Source organism: Arthrobacter oryzae (assembly GCF_037911235.1).
Classification (GTDB): domain Bacteria; phylum Actinomycetota; class Actinomycetes; order Actinomycetales; family Micrococcaceae; genus Arthrobacter; species Arthrobacter oryzae_E.
Map to the genome: position 1 here is coordinate 66,586 of NZ_JBBLYW010000052.1, position 22,404 is coordinate 88,989.

17 protein-coding genes are annotated in these 22,404 nt (G+C 65.1%); 1 reads left to right on the plus strand and 16 read right to left on the minus strand.

Annotated elements, in window-relative coordinates; all coding sequences use genetic code 11:
- The first annotated feature begins 416 nt into the window (after window positions 1–416).
- Window positions 417–1,154 carry a hypothetical protein gene (locus tag WMN78_RS15185; protein WP_340534567.1) on the plus strand — a complete coding sequence of 246 codons (738 nt, stop codon included), beginning with the start codon at window positions 417–419 and terminating at the stop codon, window positions 1,152–1,154.
- Between the two features lie 14 nt (window positions 1,155–1,168).
- On the opposite strand, the gene WMN78_RS15190 is transcribed toward WMN78_RS15185, so the two are convergent.
- The 16 genes from WMN78_RS15190 to ilvD form a co-directional block, all read right to left on the minus strand.
- On the minus strand, window positions 1,169–1,906 hold the full coding sequence (locus WMN78_RS15190; protein WP_340534568.1) for an HAD family hydrolase: 738 nt from the start codon (window positions 1,904–1,906) through the stop codon (window positions 1,169–1,171).
- Window positions 1,906–3,420, minus strand: coding sequence for a glutamate--tRNA ligase (gltX, locus tag WMN78_RS15195; RefSeq protein WP_340534569.1), 1,515 nt, complete (start codon window positions 3,418–3,420; stop codon window positions 1,906–1,908). Before gltX ends, WMN78_RS15190 begins: the two co-directional genes overlap by 1 nt.
- A 46-nt stretch (window positions 3,421–3,466) precedes the next feature.
- A complete protein-coding gene (locus WMN78_RS15200; protein WP_340534570.1) occupies window positions 3,467–4,243 on the minus strand; it encodes a fumarylacetoacetate hydrolase family protein in 777 nt (258 codons plus the stop codon).
- 57 nt (window positions 4,244–4,300) lie between these two features.
- Window positions 4,301–5,083: an MBL fold metallo-hydrolase gene (locus tag WMN78_RS15205; RefSeq protein ID WP_340534571.1), complete on the minus strand. Its 783-nt coding sequence runs from the start codon at window positions 5,081–5,083 to the stop codon at window positions 4,301–4,303.
- A 114-nt stretch (window positions 5,084–5,197) separates the two neighbouring features.
- Complete coding sequence (locus WMN78_RS15210; RefSeq protein ID WP_340534572.1) at window positions 5,198–6,310, minus strand: branched-chain amino acid aminotransferase; 1,113 nt, start codon at window positions 6,308–6,310, stop codon at window positions 5,198–5,200.
- 101 nt (window positions 6,311–6,411) lie between these two features.
- Complete coding sequence (locus WMN78_RS15215) at window positions 6,412–7,464, minus strand: 3-isopropylmalate dehydrogenase (protein ID WP_340534573.1); 1,053 nt, start codon at window positions 7,462–7,464, stop codon at window positions 6,412–6,414.
- An 81-nt stretch (window positions 7,465–7,545) separates the two neighbouring features.
- The gene (locus tag WMN78_RS15220; protein ID WP_340534574.1) at window positions 7,546–8,322 is read right to left on the minus strand and encodes a class F sortase; all 777 of its coding nucleotides are present in this window, start codon (window positions 8,320–8,322) and stop codon (window positions 7,546–7,548) included.
- Between the two features lie 92 nt (window positions 8,323–8,414).
- Complete coding sequence (locus WMN78_RS15225; RefSeq protein ID WP_340534575.1) at window positions 8,415–9,170, minus strand: hypothetical protein; 756 nt, start codon at window positions 9,168–9,170, stop codon at window positions 8,415–8,417.
- A gap of 442 nt (window positions 9,171–9,612) precedes the next feature.
- Window positions 9,613–11,172 carry a methionine--tRNA ligase gene (metG, locus tag WMN78_RS15230; RefSeq protein WP_340534576.1) on the minus strand — a complete coding sequence of 520 codons (1,560 nt, stop codon included), beginning with the start codon at window positions 11,170–11,172 and terminating at the stop codon, window positions 9,613–9,615.
- A gap of 65 nt (window positions 11,173–11,237) precedes the next feature.
- Complete coding sequence (locus WMN78_RS15235; RefSeq protein ID WP_011692375.1) at window positions 11,238–11,993, minus strand: ABC transporter ATP-binding protein; 756 nt, start codon at window positions 11,991–11,993, stop codon at window positions 11,238–11,240.
- Complete coding sequence (locus WMN78_RS15240; RefSeq protein ID WP_340534577.1) at window positions 11,990–14,785, minus strand: ABC transporter permease; 2,796 nt, start codon at window positions 14,783–14,785, stop codon at window positions 11,990–11,992. Before WMN78_RS15240 ends, WMN78_RS15235 begins: the two co-directional genes overlap by 4 nt.
- Window positions 14,786–14,993: 208 nt before the next feature.
- Complete coding sequence (serA, locus tag WMN78_RS15245) at window positions 14,994–16,583, minus strand: phosphoglycerate dehydrogenase (RefSeq protein WP_305941413.1); 1,590 nt, start codon at window positions 16,581–16,583, stop codon at window positions 14,994–14,996.
- A gap of 140 nt (window positions 16,584–16,723) precedes the next feature.
- Window positions 16,724–17,749 carry a ketol-acid reductoisomerase gene (gene ilvC, locus WMN78_RS15250; RefSeq protein WP_425341157.1) on the minus strand — a complete coding sequence of 342 codons (1,026 nt, stop codon included), beginning with the start codon at window positions 17,747–17,749 and terminating at the stop codon, window positions 16,724–16,726.
- A 67-nt stretch (window positions 17,750–17,816) separates the two neighbouring features.
- Window positions 17,817–18,329: an acetolactate synthase small subunit gene (gene ilvN / locus WMN78_RS15255; protein WP_011692379.1), complete on the minus strand. Its 513-nt coding sequence runs from the start codon at window positions 18,327–18,329 to the stop codon at window positions 17,817–17,819.
- 2 nt (window positions 18,330–18,331) lie between these two features.
- A complete protein-coding gene (locus WMN78_RS15260) occupies window positions 18,332–20,233 on the minus strand; it encodes an acetolactate synthase large subunit (protein ID WP_340534578.1) in 1,902 nt (633 codons plus the stop codon).
- 382 nt (window positions 20,234–20,615) lie between these two features.
- Window positions 20,616–22,337, minus strand: a complete 1,722-nt coding sequence (gene ilvD, locus WMN78_RS15265; protein WP_340534579.1) for a dihydroxy-acid dehydratase — start codon at window positions 22,335–22,337, stop codon at window positions 20,616–20,618.
- Window positions 22,338–22,404 lie beyond the last annotated feature (67 nt).

The following is a 22,404-nucleotide window of genomic DNA, read 5'->3' on the forward strand; positions in this document are numbered from 1 at the left end:
AGAGGAATTATCCGTGCCACAGAGTCGTGCCACTGCTCCCCTGAACCCCCGCACCCGCGCCCGCACCCGAGGCCGGCAGGTCGCCATCGCGGTCCTCGCCCTGCTACTGATCGCCTGGTCGGATTCTATACCCTGGTCACCGGCCGCATCACCGACGGCTCAGCCCGGCTCAAGGACGGGCCGGGCCGGCGTCCGCGGGGGCCGATCAGCTCAAGGATGGCACCGGGAAACTGTCCACCGGTGCCACGCTGGCAGACACGGGGGCAGGCAAGCTCTCCGACGCGGCGCGGAAGATCCACGCCGGTATCACCGGCAAGCTCGCTCCCGGCACGGAGCAGCTACAGGCCGGCGCGGAGAAACTCGCGGCTGGAGCGGTAAAGATTGAGGCGGACGTCGCCAACAAGCTCGCCCCGGGGGTGTATCAAGTTGACGACGGTGCCGGCAAACTTGCTGCCGGCGCGGTGCTGCTCTCTGCTGCGCTGACGCCTTCGGAGACCGGCACCGCGGAAAACAACCCGGCCGACGGCGCCACACGGCTCCACGAGGGCACCGGCGAACTGCAGGCCGGGGCAGGTAAACTGACCGCCGGCTTCACCACCCTGAGCGGGAAGCTCAACAGCCAGGATCCGGCAAACCCCGGGGTTGCCCTTGGCACCAGGTTGCTTGCCGACGGGACGGCCAGGATCAGGTTGGGTATGGACGGCGTACCCGGGAACCCGGACCGCCCGGGCCTGCTAAAGGCCACCGCAAGCATGTCTGAGGGCTCCGCCCGGCTTGCTACCGGAACCGCGGCTTTGAACGCCGGCATCAAGGGCGACCCGGTCGATCCCGCGAACCCCGTGCTGCTGAGCGGTTCCGAGGCCCTGGCCGCCGGAGCCTCCGAACTCCCGGAGGGGAACACCAAGCTGGCCTCCGGTTCCACACAGCTGGCCACGGGGGCGGCCAGGCTCGCGGAAGGCAATCCCAAAGTTGCCGCCGGAACAGAAACTCTGCACTCCAGTGCAGCAGCAGTGTCGCCGTCGAACCTGGTGGACCGGACCGATGCCGGAACGGCCGTCGGCATGGTGGGAGTGCTGGGCCTGGGCTCGGTTGGCGCCTTTATGGCGCCGCGCCACCGGCGGAGGGTCACTGTGCCACAGGCGGAAGATTGGTGACACCGCCGGCGCAGCTACCCCAGCAACTCGGCGAGCGAACCAACCTGGTGCCCTGAAAAGGCGGATTCGGTTTCGCCGCTGCGGTTCAGCCACACACCCAGCAGGCCGGCCGCCGTCGAACCTTCCGCGTCCAGCAGGCGGTTGTCGCCCACATAGAGTGTCTCTGCGGCGCTGCTGCCCAGGAGGCGGACGCCCTCGAGGTAGATGGCCGGGTCCGGCTTGGGCACGCCCACCGTATCCGTCCCCACCAGCACCGTAATCCGTTGCAGGCCGGCAGTGTCCAGCTTCACCCGCTGGTAGTCGTGCACGTTGTTGCTCACCGCTCCGTAAGGGATGCCGGCGTCGTCGAGCGCGTCCAGTACCGGCGCTACGTCCTCGAAGGCACGGACGTAGCCGTGCTGCAGGGCTGCGTAGGAGGTAACCCAGGCATGGGATTCCTCCCCCTCTTCCAGTTCCACCCCGAAGTGCCCCAGGGCAGCCCGGCCCCGGAGGAGACGCTGCTCGTTGAAGGTCAGCTCACCGGCCAGGTAGCGGTCATAGAAATGCGTGGTCTCGTGCGTGAAGATGCGTCCGAATTTCTCCCACCCGGCCTGGTCCAGACCGGGCAGGAGATGTTCGCTGACATCACGCAGCGCAGTGGTCATGGCGAATTCGAGGTCAACCAGGGTGTCATCAATATCAAACAGCACACCCCGGATGACTCCGAAGCCCGTGTGCAGGACACGTCCGCCGTCGCCGCGCATGGCAGTCATCAGCCGCGGAAGGCGTGCAGGCGGGCCAGTGAGGATGCCTTGCCCAGGATGACCATGGATTCAAACAGCGGCGGGGAAATCCGGCGCCCGGAAATGGCTGTCCGGACGGGACCGAAGGCCAGCCTCGGCTTGACGCCAAGATCCTCCACGAGCGCCTGCTTCAGCGCCGCCTGGATGCTCTCGGCATTCCAGTCCGCGACCGCATCCAGGGCTGCGATTGCGGCGTCAAGCACCTCGGTGAGATTCCCGGGAAGTCCCTTGCGGGCGTCATCCGCGACGTCAATGGCGTCGTCGTTCTTGAACAGGAAGGAAATCATCTCCGGCGCCTCTCCCAGCAGCGCGATGCGCTCCTGGATCAGCGGTGCCGCCTCAGCGAGGATCTCCTCCTCGCGCGCCGTCAGGGTGTCCCCCACCAGGTTGGCTGCGCGGAGGTACGGGATCAGGCGGCCCCTGAAGTCATCCGCTTCCAGCATCCGGATGTGGGTGCCGTTGATCGCTTCGGCCTTCTTGATGTCGAAGCGCGCCGGGTTGGCCAGGACGTCGTGGACGTCGAAGTGCTCGATGAGCTGCTCGACCGTGAAGATGTCTTCGTCAGCGGACATGCTCCAGCCCAGCAGGGAGAGGTAGTTGAGCAGGCCTTCGGGAATGAACCCGCGGTCCCGGAGGAGGAACAGGTTGGACTGCGGATCACGCTTGGACAGCTTCTTGTTGCCCTCACCCATGACGTAGGGAAGGTGGCCGAACACCGGCATATAGCTTGCCACGCCGATCTCCATCAGGGCCCGGATCAGCACCACCTGGCGGGGCGTGGAGGAGAGCAGGTCCTCGCCGCGCAGGACGTGCGTGATCCCCATGAGGGCATCGTCCACGGGGTTTACCAGGGTGTACAGCGGGGAGCCGTCCGCGCGGACAATCACATAGTCCGGGATGCTTCCGGCCTTGAAGGTGATTTCGCCGCGGACCATGTCGGTGAAGGTGACGTCCTCATCGGGCATGCGGACACGGAGTACCGGTTCCCGTCCGTCAGCCTTGAACGCGGCAACCTGCTCGGCGCTCAGGTTGCGGTCGAAGTTGTCGTAGCCCAGCTTGGGGTCGCGGCCGGCAGCCCGGTGGCGCGCTTCCACTTCCTCCGGCGACGAGTAGCACTCGTAGGCATAGCCGGCGTCCAGCAGTTTGGCCACTACGTCCTTATAGAGGTCCAGGCGCTGTGACTGGCGGTACGGCTCGTGCGGTCCGCCCGTTTCCACGCCTTCTTCCCACGAGATGCCCAGCCACTTCAGGGCCTCGAGCAGCTGCTCGTAGCTCTCTTCCGAGTCCCGGGCCGCGTCCGTGTCCTCGATGCGGAAGACAAACGTGCCCTGGGTGTGCCGGGCATAGGCCCAGTTGAACAGCGCCGTGCGGATCAGGCCCACGTGCGGGGTGCCGGTGGGCGACGGGCAGAACCGCACCCGGACCGGGGTTTCGGCGGTGACGGCAGGACTGGAGACGGCGTTGGACACAGAAGGAGTAGTCATAGTGACACCAACTTTACCGCCTGCCCGGAGGAGGCAGGGCCCGCCGCTAGCGCCGGACGACCGGGTTGGACAGGCGTCCGATGCCTTCGATCTCCACGTCGAAACGGTCACCGGCCGCCACCACGCCCACACCCGCAGGCGTGCCGGTCATGATCACGTCGCCGGGAAGCAGCGTGAAGGCCTGCGACACCACCGAAACGAGCTCGCGGACGCCCCGGATCATCTGGCTCGTGCTGCCGTCCTGGCGAAGTTCACCGTTGAGCCAGCCCTGGATCCGCAGGTCTTCGGTGTCCAGTTCAGTCTCGATCCACGGGCCCAGTGGCGCCGACGTGTCGAATCCTTTGGCCCTCGCCCACTGCAGGTCGGTCTTCTGGACATCGCGGGCGGTCAGGTCGTTGCCGCAGGTATAGCCGAAAATGACGTCGTCGACGCGGTCCTCGGGAACGTCCTTGCAGATCCGGCCGATCACTACGCAGAGCTCGGCCTCGAAGGAGACCTCGTCCGAGAATTCCGGCAGCACGATGGGATCGTTGGGGCCCACCACCGAGGTGTTCGGCTTCAGGAACAGCAGCGGGTGCTGCGGCACTTCATTGCCCAGTTCCTTGGCGTGCTCAACGAAGTTGCGTCCAACGCCCACCACCTTGCTGCGCGGAATGATCGGAGCCAGCAGCCGCACGTCCTCGAGCTTGTATTTGACGGTGCTGCGTTCAACGCCGTTGAAAAAGGGGTCGCCCTTGATGACAGTGACTTCCTCACTGCCGGGCTCGCCTTCGACAACGCCGTAAAGGGGATCAGAATCAGCTACAAAACGGGCGATACGCATGGTTCCTAGCGTACAGTCTCCGGCCCGGCGTCCGGCCGCGCGGCATGGGCCTGGCGTTCAACCGCGGAGGAAGTCCAGCTGCGCAGCCACTGAGTTCCTTGCGGCCGGACGGACGGCGGGATCGATGTCCGTATAGACGGCATCCGTGATGTCGTCGACACCCGCGTCGGGCCCGAGTGCCGCCATGGCAGCGCGGATCTGCGCAAGCCGTTCGTAGCGGTGGTCCCGGTAGGCGCGGACCACTGTATCCAGCGCCGGAAGCACTGCCCCGTGCCCGGGCAGGACCGTGGCCGGGCCAAGCACTTCGAGCCTGTCCAGGGTTGCGAGGTAATCGCCGAGTTTGCCGTCAGGGTAATCCAGGACCGTGGTGCCGCGGCCAAGGATCGTGTCGCCGGTGAGCACCGATCCGTGACGTCCGTCGCCCGGCAGATGGAAACACAACGAGTCCGACGTGTGGCCGGGAGTGGCAAGGACGCGCAGCTCAACACCCGCCGCCAGGATGGTCTCACCGTCCGTGAGCGGCGTTCCTCCGTGGCAGTGCCGGGCATCGGCGGCACGGACCGGCGCCCCTGTGAGTTCGTGGAAGCGTGCGGCTGCCGCGGTGTGGTCGGCGTGGCAGTGCGTGATGAGGATAAGCTCCACCGTCCCCGCCGCGGCCAGTTCGCGCAGGTGCTGTTCGTCCAGCGGTCCGGGATCCACCACCACCGTGCTTCCGGCTCCTGGACCGCCAAGTAAGTACGAATTGGTCCCGTCCAGGCTCATGGGTCCGGGGTTGGGCGCAAGCCGGAACCGCGCCAGCTCGCTGGCGGAAAGAACCGACGGAGCGGATTCGGGATTCACGGTTCCATCATCGCATTCTTAACGGACGACGCCGGGTGGCCCGCAAGCGTTGCGGGCCACCCGGCGTCGTACGTCCGGAAGACTAATCCGTCAGCAAACCGATACTTCGAGGACTCAGACGAGCCGGGTCAGCCAGCCGTGGGTGTCCTCGACGGTTCCGGTCTGGATGCCAAGGAGCTGCTCGCGGATGGCCATGGTGGTCTCCCCCGCCTTCGCGTCCTCGGAGCCAATGAACTCGGTAGCGTCCTTGAGGACACCGATCGGCGTGATCACCGCCGCTGTCCCGCAGGCGAAGACCTCGGTGATCTCACCGGAAGCGACGCCGTCGCGCCATTCGTCCAGTGTGATCTTGCGCTCGGTGACGGTGCGGCCCATGTCCTTGGCCACCTGCATGACGGACATCCTGGTGACGCCTTCCAGGATGGTTCCGGTCAGGGCGGGGGTCACCAGCGAACCGTCCTTCATCACGAAGAACACGTTCATGCCGCCGAGTTCCTCAACGGCATTGTCATTGAACTGGTCGAGGAAGAGGACCTGCTTGCAGCCGTGGGCCTCGGCCTCCTGCTGCGCGATGAGCGATGCGGCATAGTTGCCGCCGCACTTGGCTGCGCCGGTACCGCCGCGGCCTGCCCGCGCGTACTCCCGGGAGATCCAGATGGACACGGGCTTCAGCTCGCCGCCGAAATAGTTGCCGGCCGGAGAGGCGATCACGCGGAAGGAGACTTCCCTGGCCGCGCGGACGCCCAGGAACGCCTCGGTGGCGATCATAAACGGACGGAGGTACAGCGCCTCGCCGTCCCCGGCCGGAACCCACTCGCGGTCGGCCTGCACGAGTTCGCGGATGGCGCCAAGGAAGTACTCTTCCGGAAGCTCCGGCAGTGCCAGCCTGCGGGCTGACTTGTTCAGGCGGGCGGCGTTGGCCTCCGGGCGGAACGTCCAGACCGAGCCGTCGGCGTGGCGGTAGGCCTTGAGCCCTTCGAAAATTTCCTGACCGTAGTGGAGTACCGCAGCGGAGGGATCCAGGGAGATGGGGCCGTAGGCCTCAACGCGGGCATCATGCCAGCCCCCCTTACCCTCGGCGTCGACGCTGTAGTCGACAATCGCGGTGTGGTCGGTGAAATGGTTGCCGAAACCCGGGTTCGCCAGGACGGCAGCACGTTCTTCAGCGGACTTCGGGGTTGCCGAAGGATGCTGGGTGAATTCGACGCCATGGGCAGTCTGAGTCATGGTTCCTCCACGGTCGGCTGCCTGGTGTGTGAACGTGGTTCAGCGTCGGACCACGGCAGCATGTTGGTGATTCGAAACAAGCTTACGCCCGATGCAGACCCCTAAAGGGCGGCGACGATGGCGTCGCCGACCTCGCTGGTGGTGCGCTCCCGGCCATCGCGGCCTTCGACGTCGGCAATGACTGCCGCCTCGATCTTTTTGGCGGCATCCGCATAGCCGAGGTGGTCCAGGAGCAGGGCGGCGGAGAGGATCGCCGCCGTCGGATCAGCCTTCTGCTGGCCTGCGATATCAGGGGCGGATCCGTGGACGGGTTCGAACATGGACGGAGCGGTGCGCTCCATGTTGATGTTGCCCGAGGCCGCGAGACCGATGCCGCCGGTGACGGCCGCGGCGAGGTCGGTGATGATGTCTCCGAAAAGGTTGTCCGTGACAATGACGTCGAAGCGTGCAGGGTCGGTAACCATGAAGATCGTGGCGGCGTCAATGTGCAGGTAGTCATGGGTGACGTCCGGGAATTCCTGCGCCACTGCGTCAACGGTGCGCTTCCACAGGTGGCCCGCAAACACCAGCACATTGTGCTTGTGGACCAGGGTGACGTGCTTGCGCGGGCGTTCGCTCGCACGGCGGAACGCATCGCGGACAACCCGCTCCACGCCGTGGGCGGTGTTCAGCGACACCTCAGTGGCAACCTCGTGCTTGGTCCCGGCGCGCAGGGTGCCGCCATTGCCGACATACGGGCCTTCGGTGCCTTCGCGGACCACGATGAAATCAATCTCGCCGGGGTTGGCAAGCGGGCTGCCGACGCTGCCGAAGAGGCGGGACGGCCGCAGGTTGACGAAGTGGTCCAGGCTGAAGCGGAGCTTCAGCAGCATCTCACGCTCGATAATGCCGGACGGGATCCGGGTGTCACCGGGTGCTGCACCGACGGCGCCGAACAGGATGGCGTCCCGGCTGCGGAGATCGTTGAGGACTTCCTCCGGGAGGGTTTCGCCGGTCTCGAGCCAATGCTGGGCACCCAGTTTGTAGTGGGTCTGGTCCAGGGTGACGCCTTCGGCGGCCACAACCTTCTCCAACACCTTCAAAGCTTCGGCGATGACCTCGGGGCCGATGCCGTCGCCGGGAATGACAGCAAGATTAATCGTGGGTGCGCTCATGTTTTCAGGGTAACGAAGCCATCCACATGATGGTCAAGTCGTCTCAATATTCGAACACCGCCGTATCAACTGGCAGCGGCCTCAACGGCGTGGCACGGGCGAAGCCACGACGGCAACGTTCTTGCCCCACGGATCCTCCGTATAGCAGCTGATGAGCACCAGCCGGTTCGGCACCACTGCCCAGATCGGGCTGTCCTTAAGGGTCGCCTTGGTGTAGGTGGTGACCGAGTCCACCCGGTATGTCATGGCACCGGTTGATGTGGTGACGGTCAGCTCGTCTCCTGCCGCGGCGGCGGAACTCAAGTGGTTGAACGGCGCATCCAGCCCCTCCCAGCTGTGGCCGATGACATAGCTCGTATTCACGGAGCCGTCCCCGGGCGTCCCGAGGTTCGCCAGCCAGTAACCATCCATCGTCTCCGGAGGCACGATGCTGTGGCTTGCGGCGTCGACGGACTCCGGCTGCAGGGGGTGCACCACAACGTCCATCCCGGCGGCCGGGTAAGTAATCCGTTGCGGTGCGGCCGCAGCGGGATAGGAAGGAGCAGGAGGTGCCACCGGCGATCCGCCGGCCGCCAACGGCACGGGAGGCATCGAGGCAGGGTCCGCGGCCGGGTCCGCGGCCAGGGCTGACTGCCGTGCTGCGGCGTCCGCCTCCGGCTGGTGCCCCGACAGGACTGTCGCCACCGGCTCCCCGGCAGCAGGTGCACCCTGGCTGCCGGGGCCGGCCACGCCGTACACCAGCCAGGCTCCCAGTAGCCCGGCGATGCAGACGGCGAGCACCAGCAGGTCCCTCAAGCTCAGGACAAGGCCGCGGACGCCGGCGGCATGCTTGTGCCGGTTCCGGTGGTCACGGACCATGGTGGGACTCCTCGGGATGCTGGAATGAAATGGCGAAATACCGAAACCGGCCGGGCGGGCGCCGCAACCTCCGGCGCCCGCCCGCGGTTCTCCTAGCTGTTCGCGCCGCGGGACCGCAACCCGCCCTTCACGAGCACCCAGCCGCCCACCGCGGTGAAGAAGCCGGTCAGAACGGCCAGCCAGGCGGGAATCCCGGTGCCGGAGCTGCCAACGGCAGTCTGGACGTTATAACCCGTGTTCGCTGCAGGAACGGCCGCGGCAGCAGCCCCGCGGGGCGTTGACGCAACCGGCGCTGCTGCTGCGCCCGCGGCAGGAACCGCCGCAGGTGCCGGTGTGACGGCACCTGGCGTAAGTGCCGGCGGCACCACCACATTTTCGTTGGCCGGAGGCGGAACCACCGGATCAGCCGGAGTCACCGGGTCCACCGGGTCCACCGGGTCCACCGGGTCCACCGGGTCCACCGGGTCCACCGGGTCCACGGGATCCACCGGGTCCACCGGGTCCACCGGGTCCACCGGGTCCACCGGGTCCACCGGGTCCACGGGATCCACCGGGCCGGTATCGAGGCACCCGCTGGCCAGAAGTGCGATGTTGGCCGGTGTCAGGTTTTGGCCACCTGGCACAGTGTCGCCGGTGTTCTGTGGAACAACGTCGTCGGCATGCCCGCCGTGTCCCGAAAGGCCATTAACACTTACTTCTACTGCCGTATAACTTCCCGATCCGCCCTTGGCGTGGCAGATGATGATGCTGTCTTCGTCGCTGGAAGCAGGTGGTGCGGCGTTGGCCGCGACTGTGGCCCCTATGAGTCCGAGGCCCACCACCCCCAGAGTGGCGATTGTTCGTTTCATGTTCGGTTCCTCCATACCAAATCCGATTCGAACCGACCAGACTGTGCGGAGTAACCGTCTTCGAGACCAGGAAAAACAAACCTGCATAAGACCTCAAACAGCGAATTGAAGGTGACAGTTACTCCCCAGACAGTGTCATCAGTTCGCTTGCCTTTTCAGGCTAGGGTTGCGCCGAAGGTTAAACCCGAGTAACTGGTACGCGTTTACTCATCCGGACGCAGGTGGCAATTACTTGCTTTGTGAAGATATTCACTCGCACGCATAGAGCGGACTACTTGGAAAAATTTTCCCCGGACTGCCACACACTGCCGGATGCTGAGGCGGGCAGCGCGGCGTTCACGTGGACGCTAGAACGCTCCCCCACTTGCCTGGCAAGTGGAGGAGCGTCGAGTGAAAAAGACCCGGAGAAATGACCCGGGATACGAGGAGGCGCCCGGCGGGGCTACCCCTCGGCCGGCTCTTCGTACTTCGGGAAGATCGGCGCCGGGGAGGGAAGTTCCGTGCCGGGGACCAGCGGCGTGGCAATGGCCGCGAAACGGCGGGCGTCGCCGTCGGGCTGGCCGAGTGTCTCCAGAAGCGCGGTAGACGCCGTCGGCATTACCGGCTGGACCAGGATGGCCACGATCCGGAGCACCTCAAGGGTCACGTAGAGCACGGTATTCATGCGCTCGACGTCGGTCTTCCGGAGGACCCATGGCGCCTGCTCGGCGAAGTACGCGTTGGTGTCGCCAAGGACGCCCCAGATCGCCTCGAGGGCACGGCTGAATTCCTGCTTCTCGAACGCCGCCCGGGCGGCATCCAGCAACCCGTTGGCCCGGGCCAGCAGGGCGGTGTCCTCGGCCGTGAATGCGCCCGGGACCGGGACCCTGCCCTCGCAGTTCTTGGCGACCATGGACAGTGAACGCTGTGCCAGGTTGCCGAAATTGTTGGCGAGATCGGAGTTCATCCGGCCCACGATGGCTTCGTGGCTGTAGCTGCCGTCGGCACCGAAGGGGACCTCACGCAGGAAGAAGAAACGCACCTGGTCCAGGCCGTACTGGGCCACGAAGTCCGACGGCGCCACCACGTTGCCCAGTGACTTGGACATCTTGACACCGTTGTTGTTCAGGAAGCCGTGGATCATGATCCGCCTGGGCAGTTCCAGGCCGGCGCTCATCAGGAAGGCCGGCCAGTAGATGGCGTGGAACCGGGAAATGTCCTTGCCGATCACGTGGACGTCGGCCGGCCAGAACTTCCTGAACGATTCCGACTCGGTGTCCGGGTAGCCCACGCCGGTGAGGTAGTTGGTCAGCGCATCCACCCACACGTACATCACGTGCTTGTCGTTGCCGGGAACCGGAACACCCCAGTCGAACGTCGTACGGCTGATGGAGAGGTCCTCCAGTCCGCGCTTGACGAAGCTGATGACCTCGTTGAAGCGGGACTGCGGGGCACCGAATTCGGGGTGCGCCTCGTACAGCGCCAGCAGTTTGTCCTGGTAGGCGGAGAGCCGGAAGAAGTAGCTTTCCTCGGCCGTCCAGGTCAGTTCGGTATCCGTCTCGCGCGAGTAGCGGAGGCCGTCTTCCTTGACCACGGTCTCGTCTTCGACGTAGTACGCCTCGTCGCGGACCGAGTACCAGCCCTCGTACTTGGACAGGTAGATATCGCCGTTGGCCTCCATCTTCTTCCAGATGGCCTGGGACGCGGCGTAGTGGTCTTCGTCCGTGGTGCGGATGAAGCGGTCGTAAGAGATTCCCAGGGTGGCATGGGCACCCTTGTAGATTTCGGCGTTCCGGTCCACCAGTTCCTTGGGGGTGATGCCTTCCTTCTCCGCCGTCTGCGCGATCTTCATGCCGTGCTCGTCCGTGCCCGTCAGGAAGAAGACGTCGTAGCCGTCCAGGCGCTTGAACCGGGCCATCGCGTCGGTGGCGATGTACTCGTAGGCGTGGCCGATGTGCGGCACGCCATTGGGGTACGTAATGGCGGTGGTGATGTAGAACGGGGTCTGGGCTGAAGACGACACTCTGGGAAGTTACCTTTTTTCGGAAGCGGTGGCGGGACCGGCAGCGTGGGTTGCTACCCCTAAATCTAGATCAGTTCGGTCAGGGTATCGCTGAGACGGACAAGTTCGTGGTCATGTGACGCCACCAGCACGGCAATTCCGTCGGACGTGGTGTCCTTGAGGATGCTGATGATGCGGTTGGCCGAGGTGCGGTCCAGGCTCGCCGTAGGTTCGTCCACCACCAGTACGCGTGTGCCGAGGATCAGGGCCCGCGCGATCGCCACGCGCTGACGCTCGCCGCCGGAAAGCTGCGCCGGGCGGTGGCGCATGCGGCGCCCCAGGCCAACGAGGTCCAGGAGGTCCTTAGCCATGTCGCGGCGCTGGTCAACTTCGCCGTCCGGGACGGCCGGCAGCAGCACGTTCTCGAGCGCGCTCATGCCGTCGATCAGGGCACCGCCCTGGTCGACGTAGCCGATCAGGGCCCGGCGGCGGTCGGCGATTTCGTCGTCGCCCATGCTCTCGAGGGACTGGCCTTCCCAGAAGACCCGGCCCGACGTCGGCAGCGTGAGTCCGGCGCCGACGGTCAGGATGCTGGTCTTGCCGGAACCGCTTCGGCCGGCCACGCAGTGCATTTCCCCGGCGTGGAGGGTCAGGTCGAAGCCCTCGACGACGTTGACGGCGTCGGCTCCGCCCTTCTGCCCGCCGTAGCGGATGGTGATGTTGCTCAGTTCCAGCGGGGTCCCGTGGTCTGCGGCCTTCAGAATGGTGTTGGCACGGGTCTGGAGCGAGCCGTCCCCGGCGTCATCCTGGGGAATCCGGTCGAGATTCAGGTCGTTGTTCATTGGACCACTTTCGTTGCAATTGGAATCCAGCAAAGTACAGCCACGAGTCCGGCCAGGGCGGCCCAGAGCGCGGCATAGGGGGCGAGCAGGAGCCCGATGCCGAGGGCGCCGACCACGCCCAGCGGCAGGGCCACAGTGCCCACGAGGGCATTTTCGAACAGCCGGACCTGGCCCAGCATGTCCGGGTTCCACCCCATCGCTTCGAGCGTGCCGAGGTACTGGCGTTTGGCCTGGAGCTCAAAGCAACCGGTCACCAGGGTCAACACCAGTCCCACTGCCACGCCGGACAACGCCAGGATGATGCTGGGCAGTGCCACGCTGGCGGCAGCCAGCCCGCTCAGGGCGCTCGCGCCGGCGGCACGCGGAATGTCGATCAGCAGGGCGATGAGGCCGCCAACGGCTGCGCCAAAAACACCCACCGCAACAGCCAGCGAGATCGTGTTGAACTTGTTGGTGCTCAGCTGGCGGTTGGCGAACGTGAGCGGGGAGTCGACGGCGATCAGCCGCTCGTCGTGCTGCGGCTCCTGGTCCACCTCGTCACGGTGCCTCAGCTGCCGTGCCGCGAAGTACGCTGCGGCGGCGTAGAGCACCAGTACCGATGCGGAAACGATGACCGTTGCGAGGTTCCAGCTGACCAGGCTCAGGATGGCGCCGGCAATCGCCAGGAGCGCGGCTCCCACGCCAAATTCGGCAAGCACCCAGCTCCGGATCCTGTTCTGGGTCCAGCCCATGGCGCGGAGGGTGCCGGCTTCACGACGGCGCTGGCGGATGTAGCTGACGGTGGAGGCGCCGGTAAGCAGCGCTGCACCGCACAGGGTGAGGAACAGCAGCGTCACGTTGGTTCCGGTCAGGGAACCTGACACTGCATCGGCCGCATCCTGGCGGACCCACGACTGGGTAACGGTACCCAGAGCGGATTCCTTGCCGGCGCCGTCCTTGGAATAGCCCGGCACGAAGATGTTGGCGTCTTCACGCGCGGAGCCGGCAACAACCGTTGCTTCCAGGCCCATGTCACGGATTTCGTCCGCGAGCTGCTCGACCTCGGGCTGCGACTGCTTCCAGCTGCCCGGCGCCTTGGCCCGGACACGGACGGCGTCGATGACCGACGCGTTCTCTTCATATCCGCGGGCGGCGGCGAGGCCGTAGTAGTCGGTGATGGCGCCGGCCGACTGGCTGACCAAACCCGTGGCGCTCAGCGACGGCTTCAGTTCAGTGTTCTCCACCTTGTTGCCCTGGGCATCTTCGGTCAGGGTCAGCGGCGAGGGATCGTAGCCGCCCAGGGGCAGCCGGTTGATGTCCCCGGCGGCTTCCTGGACCTTGTCGGCGTCGAACGTGCCGTAGACCATGGCCAGCGGCGCGGCGACCTTGGTGCCGGTCTCCAGGCTTTCGCGGTAGGCGCGCTCGTCGACGGGCTCGCGCTGGGTCTGGTCGACCGGGGCGCCGCCGGCACCCTTCTCGGGAAGGCGGTTGACGGTCACCCACTCCCCCGGCGTGGCGGTCTTGTCCACGGCGCCGTTGCCGGCGGTGGAGCCATCCGTGTATTTGGGGGCCGACGCGAAGTCGGTGCTCCAGGTGGCCGGGTTGTACAGGCCCTGGCTGAAGTTACCGGTGTTTCCCAGAAGCTGGGAGTAGTCCTGCGAGCCCGGCCACGAGAGCGCGAACGGTGACTTGGAAACGAACGGCAGGTAGTCCTTGTCCAGCGAGCGGGTCACCGTGCCGACGTCCTTGACCACGTTTCCGGAGTCGTCGATTTCCTCGATCTTCACCGAGTACTTGAGGTCAAGCGAGGTACCCGAGCGGACAATCAGCGGGATGGCCTGGGAATCCGCAGTCAGCTGGCCGTTCCGCTTTGCCTGCTGGTACTGCGTCATCAGGGGCGCCCAGTATTTGAGCTTGACGCCGAGGAAGTCCGGCCCCTCTTCGAGCTCCTCCATGCTGATGCCGGTAGTGAACAGGCTCTCGAAATGACGGCCGATGGCCCCGGCGTTCCGGGCGTCCGCCGGCGGCGCCTTTTCGAGCGGCGCCAGGAAGTCGCCTGCCGTGCCCAGCAGCGCGCGCTCGGACACGGGGTCGACGGCGACGACGGACTCGGTCACCTGCGGCGCCAGCGGAAGCGAGACGGACAGGTTGAAGAGGTTGTGCTCGGAACCGCCCGCGGGAGCCGGGAACTTGATGCCGGTTTCCCCTTCGGCGCCTGCGATGCGGATGCTCTTGCCGCCGGCCGTCTGCTCTTCGATGAGCCTGGCCTTGCCGAGGGACCCTTCGGCCATGGACTTGAACAGGGTCTGTTCGGACTGGCCGTCCGAGCTGACGGCACTGGCCGTCATCCGGTACTTCTTGGCCTCGTCGGACAGGACCGATTCCGCTGCCGGCCACTTGCTGGGGTCCGTTCCGCCTGGCTCCCCGGCGGTCGCCGTACCCACAAGGCCGGCGTTGAATCCGAGGTAGTCCATGGCGTCAAGCCGCGGGGACTCGAGGTTCTGCGAGACGCGCGACACCAGGCTGATGGGCGCGGCCACGGAGGTGCCCGAGAGCTTCCTGATGCCGTCGAGCTGGTCAAAGCTGATGCCGCCCTGGCCATTGGCGATTTCCGGCTGCATGAGTACGCCGCCGGAGCCCGCCTTGGCCTGGACCAGGATGTCATAGAGTCCGCGGGAATTCTGGTCGACTGTTCGGTTGAGCGCCGCCTGTGACTGGCCCTGGACGAGGACGGACAGGCACATGGCGACGATCAAAATGGCCGCGGTCAGCAAAAGCACTCGGCTTCTGATGAACCTCTGGACGGCGTTCATTGGGCTCCCTGAAAGCTGGATTGCGTGAGCGCACACCTCTGTCCACACCTAATGGTTGTGAAGGCGTCCCCTGCCGGGTGTGCAAAAAATAATGGCCGGTCTGCCGGCCGGATCCGAAAATCGGACCCAGCCATTGTACGCAGACCGGCCAATCATACGTGGCAGAAGTTAACGTCTGTCACGAGATGTTCACCGAATAGGCGGGATATCAGTCTTCGAGGTCGACTTCCCGAACCATCTCGGCACCGATGCCGGCCTTGATCGCGTCAAGGACCTGCTGCGGAACCGAGCTGTCAATGGTCAGGAGGGCCAGGACCTGGCCGCCCTCGGCCTGGCGCGCAACCTGCATGCCGGCGATGTTGATGTTGTTCATGCCCAGGATGTGCCCGATGGTGCCGATCACGCCGGGGCGGTCCGCGTAGGCCACCACCACGAGGTGTTCGCTGATGGGAATTTCCACCTCGTAGCCGTTGACGCCCACGAGCTTCTGGATCTGCTTGGGGCCCGTCAGCGTTCCGGCCACGGAAATCTGGCTGCCGTCGCTGAGGGCGCCACGGAGGGTCAGGAGGTTGCGGTATGACTCGGTGTCCGGCGTGGTGATGAGGCGGACGTTGATGCCGCGCTGCTCGGCGATGACCGGGGCGTTCACATAGGACACCTGTTCGGTCACGACGTCGGCGAAGATGCCCTTGAGAGCGGCCAGTTCCAGCACCTTGACGTCCAGGGAGGAGATCTCACCGGCGACTTCGACGTCGAACTGCGTCAGCGAGGCGTGGGTCAGCGCGGTGAAGATGCGGCCCAGCTTCTCGATCAGCGGGATGCCCGGGCGCACGTCCGGAGCGATGACGCCGCCGGCAACATTCACAGCGTCAGGCACCAGTTCGCCGGCCAGGGCAAGCCGGACTGACTTGGCCACGGAGACGCCGGCCTTTTCCTGGGCTTCGTCGGTGGATGCGCCCAGGTGCGGGGTGACCACCACGTTGTCCATCTCGAAGAACGGCAGGTCGGTGCTGGGTTCCTTGACGAAGACATCAACGCCGGCACCCGCGATCTCACCGTCCTTCAGGGCAGCGTGGAGGGCTTCCTCGTCCACCAGGCCGCCGCGGGCAACGTTGATGACGTAGGCGGTCTTCTTCATCTTCTTGAAGGCCTCAGCGCCCAGCATGCCCACCGTTTCGGGAGTCTTGGGCATGTGGATGGTGATGAAGTCCGACTGCGCCAGCAGCTCGTCCAGGGTCACCAGCTGCACGCCCAGCTGGGCGGCGCGGGCGGAGGTGATGTAGGGGTCGTACGCCAGGATCTTGGTGTCAAAGCCCTTCAGGCGGGCTGCCACGAGGGCGCCGATCCGGCCGAGGCCGATGATGCCGATCTTCTTCTCGTAAAGCTCAATGCCCGTGTACTTGGAGCGCTTCCATTCGCCGTCCTTGAGCGCGGCGCTGGCCTGCGGGATGTGGCGGGCGAGGCTCAGGATGTGGCCCACGGTCAGCTCAGCGGCGGAGACGATGTTCGACGTCGGCGCGTTGACCACCATGACACCGGCCTGCGTGGCGGCCTTGATGTCGACGTTGTCCAGGCCGACTCCCGCGCGGGCAATGACCTTGAGGTTCTTGGCAGCGGCGATGGCCTCGGCGTCCACCTGTGTGGCGGAGCGGACCAGGATGGCGTCAACATCCGCGATGGCAGAGAGCAGCTGGGAACGGTCGGCGCCATCGGTCTGGCGGATTTCAAAGTCCGGGCCGAGGGCCTCGACTGTGGCGGGTGAAAGTTCTTCGGCGAGCAGTACTACGGGTTTTGACACGGCTGATCCTCTGCGTTGCAGTCCGGGGGATAAATCAAGTCTAGGCTGACGGAAAGGCCGGGCTCACATTGTTAAGTGTGAACCCGGCCTCACAGTTGGCTTCTGAAGGGTGCCTGAAAGGCGCCTATGCGGCAGCAGCCTTAGCGGGCTGCAGAACCTTCGACGTAGTCCTCGTCCTGCTGCTGCCAGGAGAACAGGGAGCGCAGCTCGCGGCCCACGGCCTCGATCGGGTGCTGTTCGGCCTTGGCACGCAGGGCCTTGAACTCAACGCCGCCGTTGTCCTGGTCCTCGATGAACCGCTTGGCGAACGCGCCGGACTGGATGTCGGCGAGGACAGCCTTCATGTTGTCCTTCACCTCGGGGGTGATGACGCGCGGACCGGAAACGTAGTCGCCGTACTCAGCGGTGTCGGAAACGCTCCAGCGCTGCTTGGCGATCCCGCCTTCCCACATGAGGTCAACGATGAGCTTGAGCTCGTGCAGGACCTCGAAGTAAGCGATCTGCGGCTGGTATCCGGCCTCAGTCAGGGTCTCGAAGCCGTACTGGACCAGCTGCGAGACACCGCCGCAGAGAACGGCCTGCTCGCCGAAGAGGTCCGTTTCGGTTTCTTCGGTGAAGGTGGTCTTGATGACACCGGCGCGCGTACCGCCGATGGCCTTGGCGTAGGACTTGGCCAGGTCCCAGGCAGCGCCGGTGGCGTCCTGCTCTACTGCGATGATGTCCGGGATGCCACGGCCGGCTTCGAATTCGCGGCGCACGGTGTGGCCCGGAGCCTTCGGGGCGATGAGGATGACGTCAACGCCCTCCGGTGCCTCGATGTAGCCGAAGCGGATGTTGAAGCCGTGCGCGAAGGCCAGGGCCTTGCCGGCAGTCAGCTTGTCCTTGATGGAGTCGTTGTAGATCGAGCGCTGGTGCTGGTCCGGCGCCAGGATCATGATGACGTCGGCCCATTCGGCGGCGTCCGCGACGTTCTTGACCGTGAAGCCGGCATCCTGTGCCTTGGCGATCGAGGACGAGCCCTCCTTGAGGGCGATGGTAACTTCGACGCCGGAGTCGCGCAGGTTCAGTGCGTGGGCGTGGCCCTGCGAACCATAGCCGACGATGGCTACCTTCCGGCCCTGGATGATGGACAGGTCTGCGTCGTCGTCGTAGAACATTTCAGTCACTTGCGTAACTCCTTTTGAGTGGTTTCTCTGGTGTGAATAAGTTGTGGTGCTGCGGTCACGCTGTGCCTTATGCGCTGCGCAGGGCCCTGTCACTCATGGAGCGGGATCCCCGTCCAACGGCAAGGGTGCCGGACTGCACAATTTCGCGGATGCCGAAGGGCTCGAGCACTGACAGCAGCGCGGTGAGCTTTTCCGGGTGGCCGGTTGCTTCAATGACCACAGAGTCTGTGGAGACGTCGACCACTGAAGCGCGGAACAGGTCTGCAGCCTGGGTCACCTGCAGGCGTGTTGCGGCATCCGCACGTACCTTGACCAGGATGTGGTCTCGCTGTACGGAAGATTCTGAGGTGAGTTCAACAATCTTGATCACATTGATCAGCTTGTTCAACTGCTTAGTGACCTGTTCAATCAGGTCACCGTCGGCGTCGACGACGACGGTCATCCGGGACATGCCCGGAACTTCCGTCGGGCCGACGGCCAGGGAATTGATGTTGAAGGCCCGGCGTGCGAAGAGGCTGGCGACGCGGGTCAGCACGCCGGGTTTGTCTTCGACCAGAACGGACAGTGTGTGGCGGGTCATGTTCAGTCCTCCTCTTCCCATTCCGGGGTCATGTTGCGGGCAACCTGGATCTGGTCGTTGCTCACTCCGGCGGGCACCATCGGCCACACCATGGAGTCGGGGCTCACCACGAAGTCGATGACCACGGGGCGGTCGTTGATCGCCAGGGCTTTCTGGATGGTGGCGTCGATGTCCTCGGCCCGCTCGCACCGGAAAGAGGCGCAGCCGTAGGCCTCGCCCAGTTTCACGAAGTCCGGGATGCGCACCGTTTCGTGCCCGGTGTTCAGGTCGGTGTTCGAGTAGCGGCCTTCATAGAAGAGGGTCTGCCACTGGCGCACCATGCCCAGCGAGGAGTTGTTGATGACGGCGACCTTAATGGGGATCTTGTTGATGGTGCAGGTGGCAAGTTCCTGGTTGGTCATCTGGAAGCAGCCGTCACCGTCGATGGCCCAGACCACACGGTCGGGCGCGCCGACCTTGGCGCCCATGGCCGCGGGAACCGCATAGCCCATGGTGCCTGCTCCGCCGGAGTTCAGCCAGGCGTGCGGGCGTTCGTACTTGATGAACTGGGCGGCCCACATCTGGTGCTGGCCAACGCCCGCAACGTAGATTCCTTCGGGACCGGTCAGGGCACCGATGCGCTCGATAACGCGCTGCGGTGCGGTGAGGCCGTCCTCCGGTTCGGTCCAGCCCAGCGGGTAGGTTTCCTTCAGGTTGTTCAGGAACGCCCACCAGTTCGCCAGGTCCGGAGTGCCCGAAGCAGCGAACTGCGTCTTCACGGCCTCGGTGAGTTCCGGAATGATCTCCTTGACGGAACCCACGATCGGAACGTCCGCCGTGCGGTTCTTGGAGATCTCGGCCGGATCGATGTCCGCGTGGATCACCTTCGCGTTGGGTGCGAACGTCTTCAGGACGCCGGTCACGCGGTCGTCAAAACGGGCGCCCAGGGTAATGAGCAGGTCGGACTGCTGCAGCGCGGTCACGGCGGACACCGTGCCGTGCATGCCCGGCATGCCGACGTGCTGCGGGTGCGAATCGGGGAACACGCCGCGGGCCATCAGGGTGGTGACCACGGGGGCGCCGGTGATTTCGGCGAGCTCCCGCAGTTCCGCCGAAGCATGCGCCTTCACCACGCCGCCGCCGACGTAGAGCACGGGCTTGCTGGCCGCGGCAATCAGCTTCGCTGCTTCGCGAACCTGCTTGTTGTGCCCGCGCACCACCGGGCGGTACCCGGGGAGGTCGATCTTCGGCGGCCAGGAGAAGGTCATTTGCCCCTGCTGGGCATCCTTGGCGACGTCCACCAGCACCGGACCCGGCCGGCCCGTGGATGCGAGGTGGAAGGCCTCGGCCATGACATGCGGAATGTCGTTGGGGTCGGTCACCAGGAACGAGTGCTTGGTGATCGGCATGGTGATGCCGACAATGTCCGCTTCCTGGAAGGCGTCGGTGCCGATAACTCCGCTGGACACCTGGCCGGTAATGGCTACGAGCGGCACGGAGTCCATATGGGCATCCATGATGGCGGTAACGAGGTTGGTGGCTCCGGGGCCGGAGGTGGCAATACAAACGCCCACCCGCCCGGTAACCATGGCGTAGCCTTGCGCGGCGTGGCCGGCTCCCTGTTCGTGACGGACCAGCACGTGATTCATGCGGGAGGCCATCAAGGGGTCATAGGTGGGCAGGATCGCGCCACCGGGCAAACCAAAAATATCGTCCACGCCGAGTTCTTCGAGCGAGCGGACAATAGCTTGCGAACCGGTCATCACCGTCGGGGGTACGACGTTGTTCGGTCCGAGTACAGGAGAGACAGCAGCAGCGTGCTCGACGCCGGCATCGGCCGTGCGGTCGGCGCGTTCCGGAGCTTTGGGGGCTCCAGCGGACTTTGTAGCCATCAGCGAGGGGCTGATCGGCGATCCTTTGCTCATCGGACTCTTCCTTTGTGGATCTTTATTAGCGGGTACTTCTCATGACGGGTTCAAGATGTGCAACAAATAAAAAAACCCCTCAGCCGTAAGGCTCTTCGAGGGGTTTGCGCGTGACGGTTCGTTACCAGTCGGGCTATTGAGCCACGCGCTTGGTAAGGACGACGACTGCATCTGCAGCGGCGCAGCTAGTAACGAATGCGATCATGCGTTCAGTTTTCCCTCTGGTGAGAAGCGTGTCAACGACGACGATACGCATCTCACCATGTGGACTTCATTGTCCACCTATCGGCAGCCCTCCCCAACTGACTTGCAGATAACGCACCCGAAAGGGCCTTTCGCGACGTTATCTGCCAGCCAGTTGGGTGAGTCCACCTATGGCGGGCTACCCGCAGTATGCGCCGGTGGAGGCGCTGTGCACCAGCTTGGCGTACTTCGCGAGCACGCCCTTGGTGAACTTGGCCGGAAGCGGCTCCCAGCCGATCTTGCGCGACTCCAACTCTGCCTCGTCGACCAGGAGGTCGAAGGTGCGGGCGGCGATGTCGACGCGGATCTTGTCGCCGTCCTTGACGAAGGCGATGGGGCCGCCGTCGACTGCTTCCGGGGCAACGTGGCCGATGCACAGGCCTGTGGTCCCGCCGGAGAAGCGGCCGTCCGTCAGGAGCAGGACGTCCTTACCAAGGCCTGCGCCCTTGATGGCGCCGGTGATGGCGAGCATCTCGCGCATGCCCGGACCGCCCTTGGGGCCTTCGTAGCGGATGACGACGACGTCGCCGGCCTTGATCTTGCCGTTGTCGAGGGCATCCAGTGCACCCTGCTCGCGTTCGAAGACGCGGGCAGTTCCTTCGAAGACGTCGGCGTCGAAGCCGGCGCTCTTCACGACTGCGCCCTCGGGCGCCATGGAACCGTGCAGGATGGTGATGCCGCCGGTCTTGTGGATCGGGTTGTCCAGCGCGCGCAGGATCTTGCCGTCCAGGTCCGGCGGGTTGATCGCGGACAGGTTCTCCGCAAGGGTCTTACCAGTGACGGTGAGGCAGTCGCCGTGCAGCAGCCCGGCGTCGAGCAGTGCCTTCATGATGACCGGGACACCGCCGATCTTGTCCACGTCGGTCATCACGTAGCGGCCGAAAGGCTTCAGGTCGCCGAGGTGCGGGATCTTGTCGCCGATGCGGTTGAAGTCGTCGAGCGTCAGCTCCACTTCGGCCTCACGGGCGATGGCGAGCAGGTGCAGGACGGCGTTGGTGGAGCCGCCGAACGCCATGGTTACGGCGATGGCGTTCTCGAACGCCTTTTTGGTCATGATGTCGCGTGCCGTGATGCCGAGGCGGAGCAGGTTGACCACTGCTTCGCCGGACTTGCGGGCGAACTCATCACGACGGCGGTCTGCCGACGGAGGAGCGGCGGAGCCCGGCAGGGACATGCCCAGCGCTTCGCCGATGCAGGCCATGGTGTTGGCCGTGTACATGCCGCCGCAGGCGCCTTCGCCCGGGCAGATGGCCTTTTCGATGCGCTCCAGGTCCCCGAGGCTCATCTTGCCGGCGGCGCAGGCACCCACGGCTTCGAAGGCGTCAATGAGGGTGACTTCCTTTTCGGAACCGTCCTCAAGCTTGACCCAGCCGGGCATGATGGAGCCGGCGTAGAGGAACACGCTGGCGAGGTCCAGGCGCGCGGCCGCCATCAGCATGCCGGGCAGCGACTTGTCACAGCCGGCCAGGAGCACGGAGCCGTCAATGCGCTCGGCCTGCATGACAGTTTCCACGGAGTCGGCGATGACTTCGCGGGAGACCAGGGAGAAGTGCATGCCCTCGTGCCCCATGGAGATGCCGTCGGAAACGGAGATGGTGCCGAATTGCATGGGGAAGCCGCCGCCGGCATGGACGCCTTCCTTGGCGCCCTGGGCCAGCCGGTTCAGGGAAAGGTTGCAGGGAGTGATCTCGTTCCAGGAACTGGCCACGCCGATCTGGGGCTTCGCAAAGTCGTCGTCGCCCATGCCGACCGCCCGGAACATGCCACGCGCGGGCGCGGCGTGGATTCCGTCGGTTACGACCCGGCTGCGGGGCTTGATGTCCGGCTTGTTTTCTGTCGCGGTTTGGGTGTCCTCACTCATGGGTCAAAGTCTATGGCGCAAAGTTGGGCGCCAACGACCCGGCGGAGAGCGTTAAGCCAAAATCCGG

Bases quoted from the DNA above. Each gene is read 5' to 3' on its own strand.
- WMN78_RS15215 (WP_340534573.1), bottom strand. From the start codon at position 7,464: ATGAGCGCACCCACGATTAATCTTGCTGTCATTCCCGGCGACGGCATC.
- WMN78_RS15200 (WP_340534570.1), bottom strand. From the start codon at position 4,243: ATGCGTATCGCCCGTTTTGTAGCTGATTCTGATCCCCTTTACGGCGTT.
- WMN78_RS15225 (WP_340534575.1), bottom strand. From the start codon at position 9,170: ATGAAACGAACAATCGCCACTCTGGGGGTGGTGGGCCTCGGACTCATA.
- WMN78_RS15190 (WP_340534568.1), bottom strand. From the start codon at position 1,906: ATGACTGCCATGCGCGGCGACGGCGGACGTGTCCTGCACACGGGCTTC.
- WMN78_RS15260 (WP_340534578.1), bottom strand. From the start codon at position 20,233: ATGAGCAAAGGATCGCCGATCAGCCCCTCGCTGATGGCTACAAAGTCC.
- gltX (WP_340534569.1), bottom strand. From the start codon at position 3,420: ATGACTACTCCTTCTGTGTCCAACGCCGTCTCCAGTCCTGCCGTCACC.
- ilvN (WP_011692379.1), bottom strand. From the start codon at position 18,329: ATGACCCGCCACACACTGTCCGTTCTGGTCGAAGACAAACCCGGCGTG.
- WMN78_RS15240 (WP_340534577.1), bottom strand. From the start codon at position 14,785: ATGAACGCCGTCCAGAGGTTCATCAGAAGCCGAGTGCTTTTGCTGACC.
- WMN78_RS15210 (WP_340534572.1), bottom strand. From the start codon at position 6,310: ATGACTCAGACTGCCCATGGCGTCGAATTCACCCAGCATCCTTCGGCA.
- WMN78_RS15235 (WP_011692375.1), bottom strand. From the start codon at position 11,993: ATGAACAACGACCTGAATCTCGACCGGATTCCCCAGGATGACGCCGGG.
- ilvD (WP_340534579.1), bottom strand. From the start codon at position 22,337: ATGAGTGAGGACACCCAAACCGCGACAGAAAACAAGCCGGACATCAAG.
- WMN78_RS15220 (WP_340534574.1), bottom strand. From the start codon at position 8,322: ATGGTCCGTGACCACCGGAACCGGCACAAGCATGCCGCCGGCGTCCGC.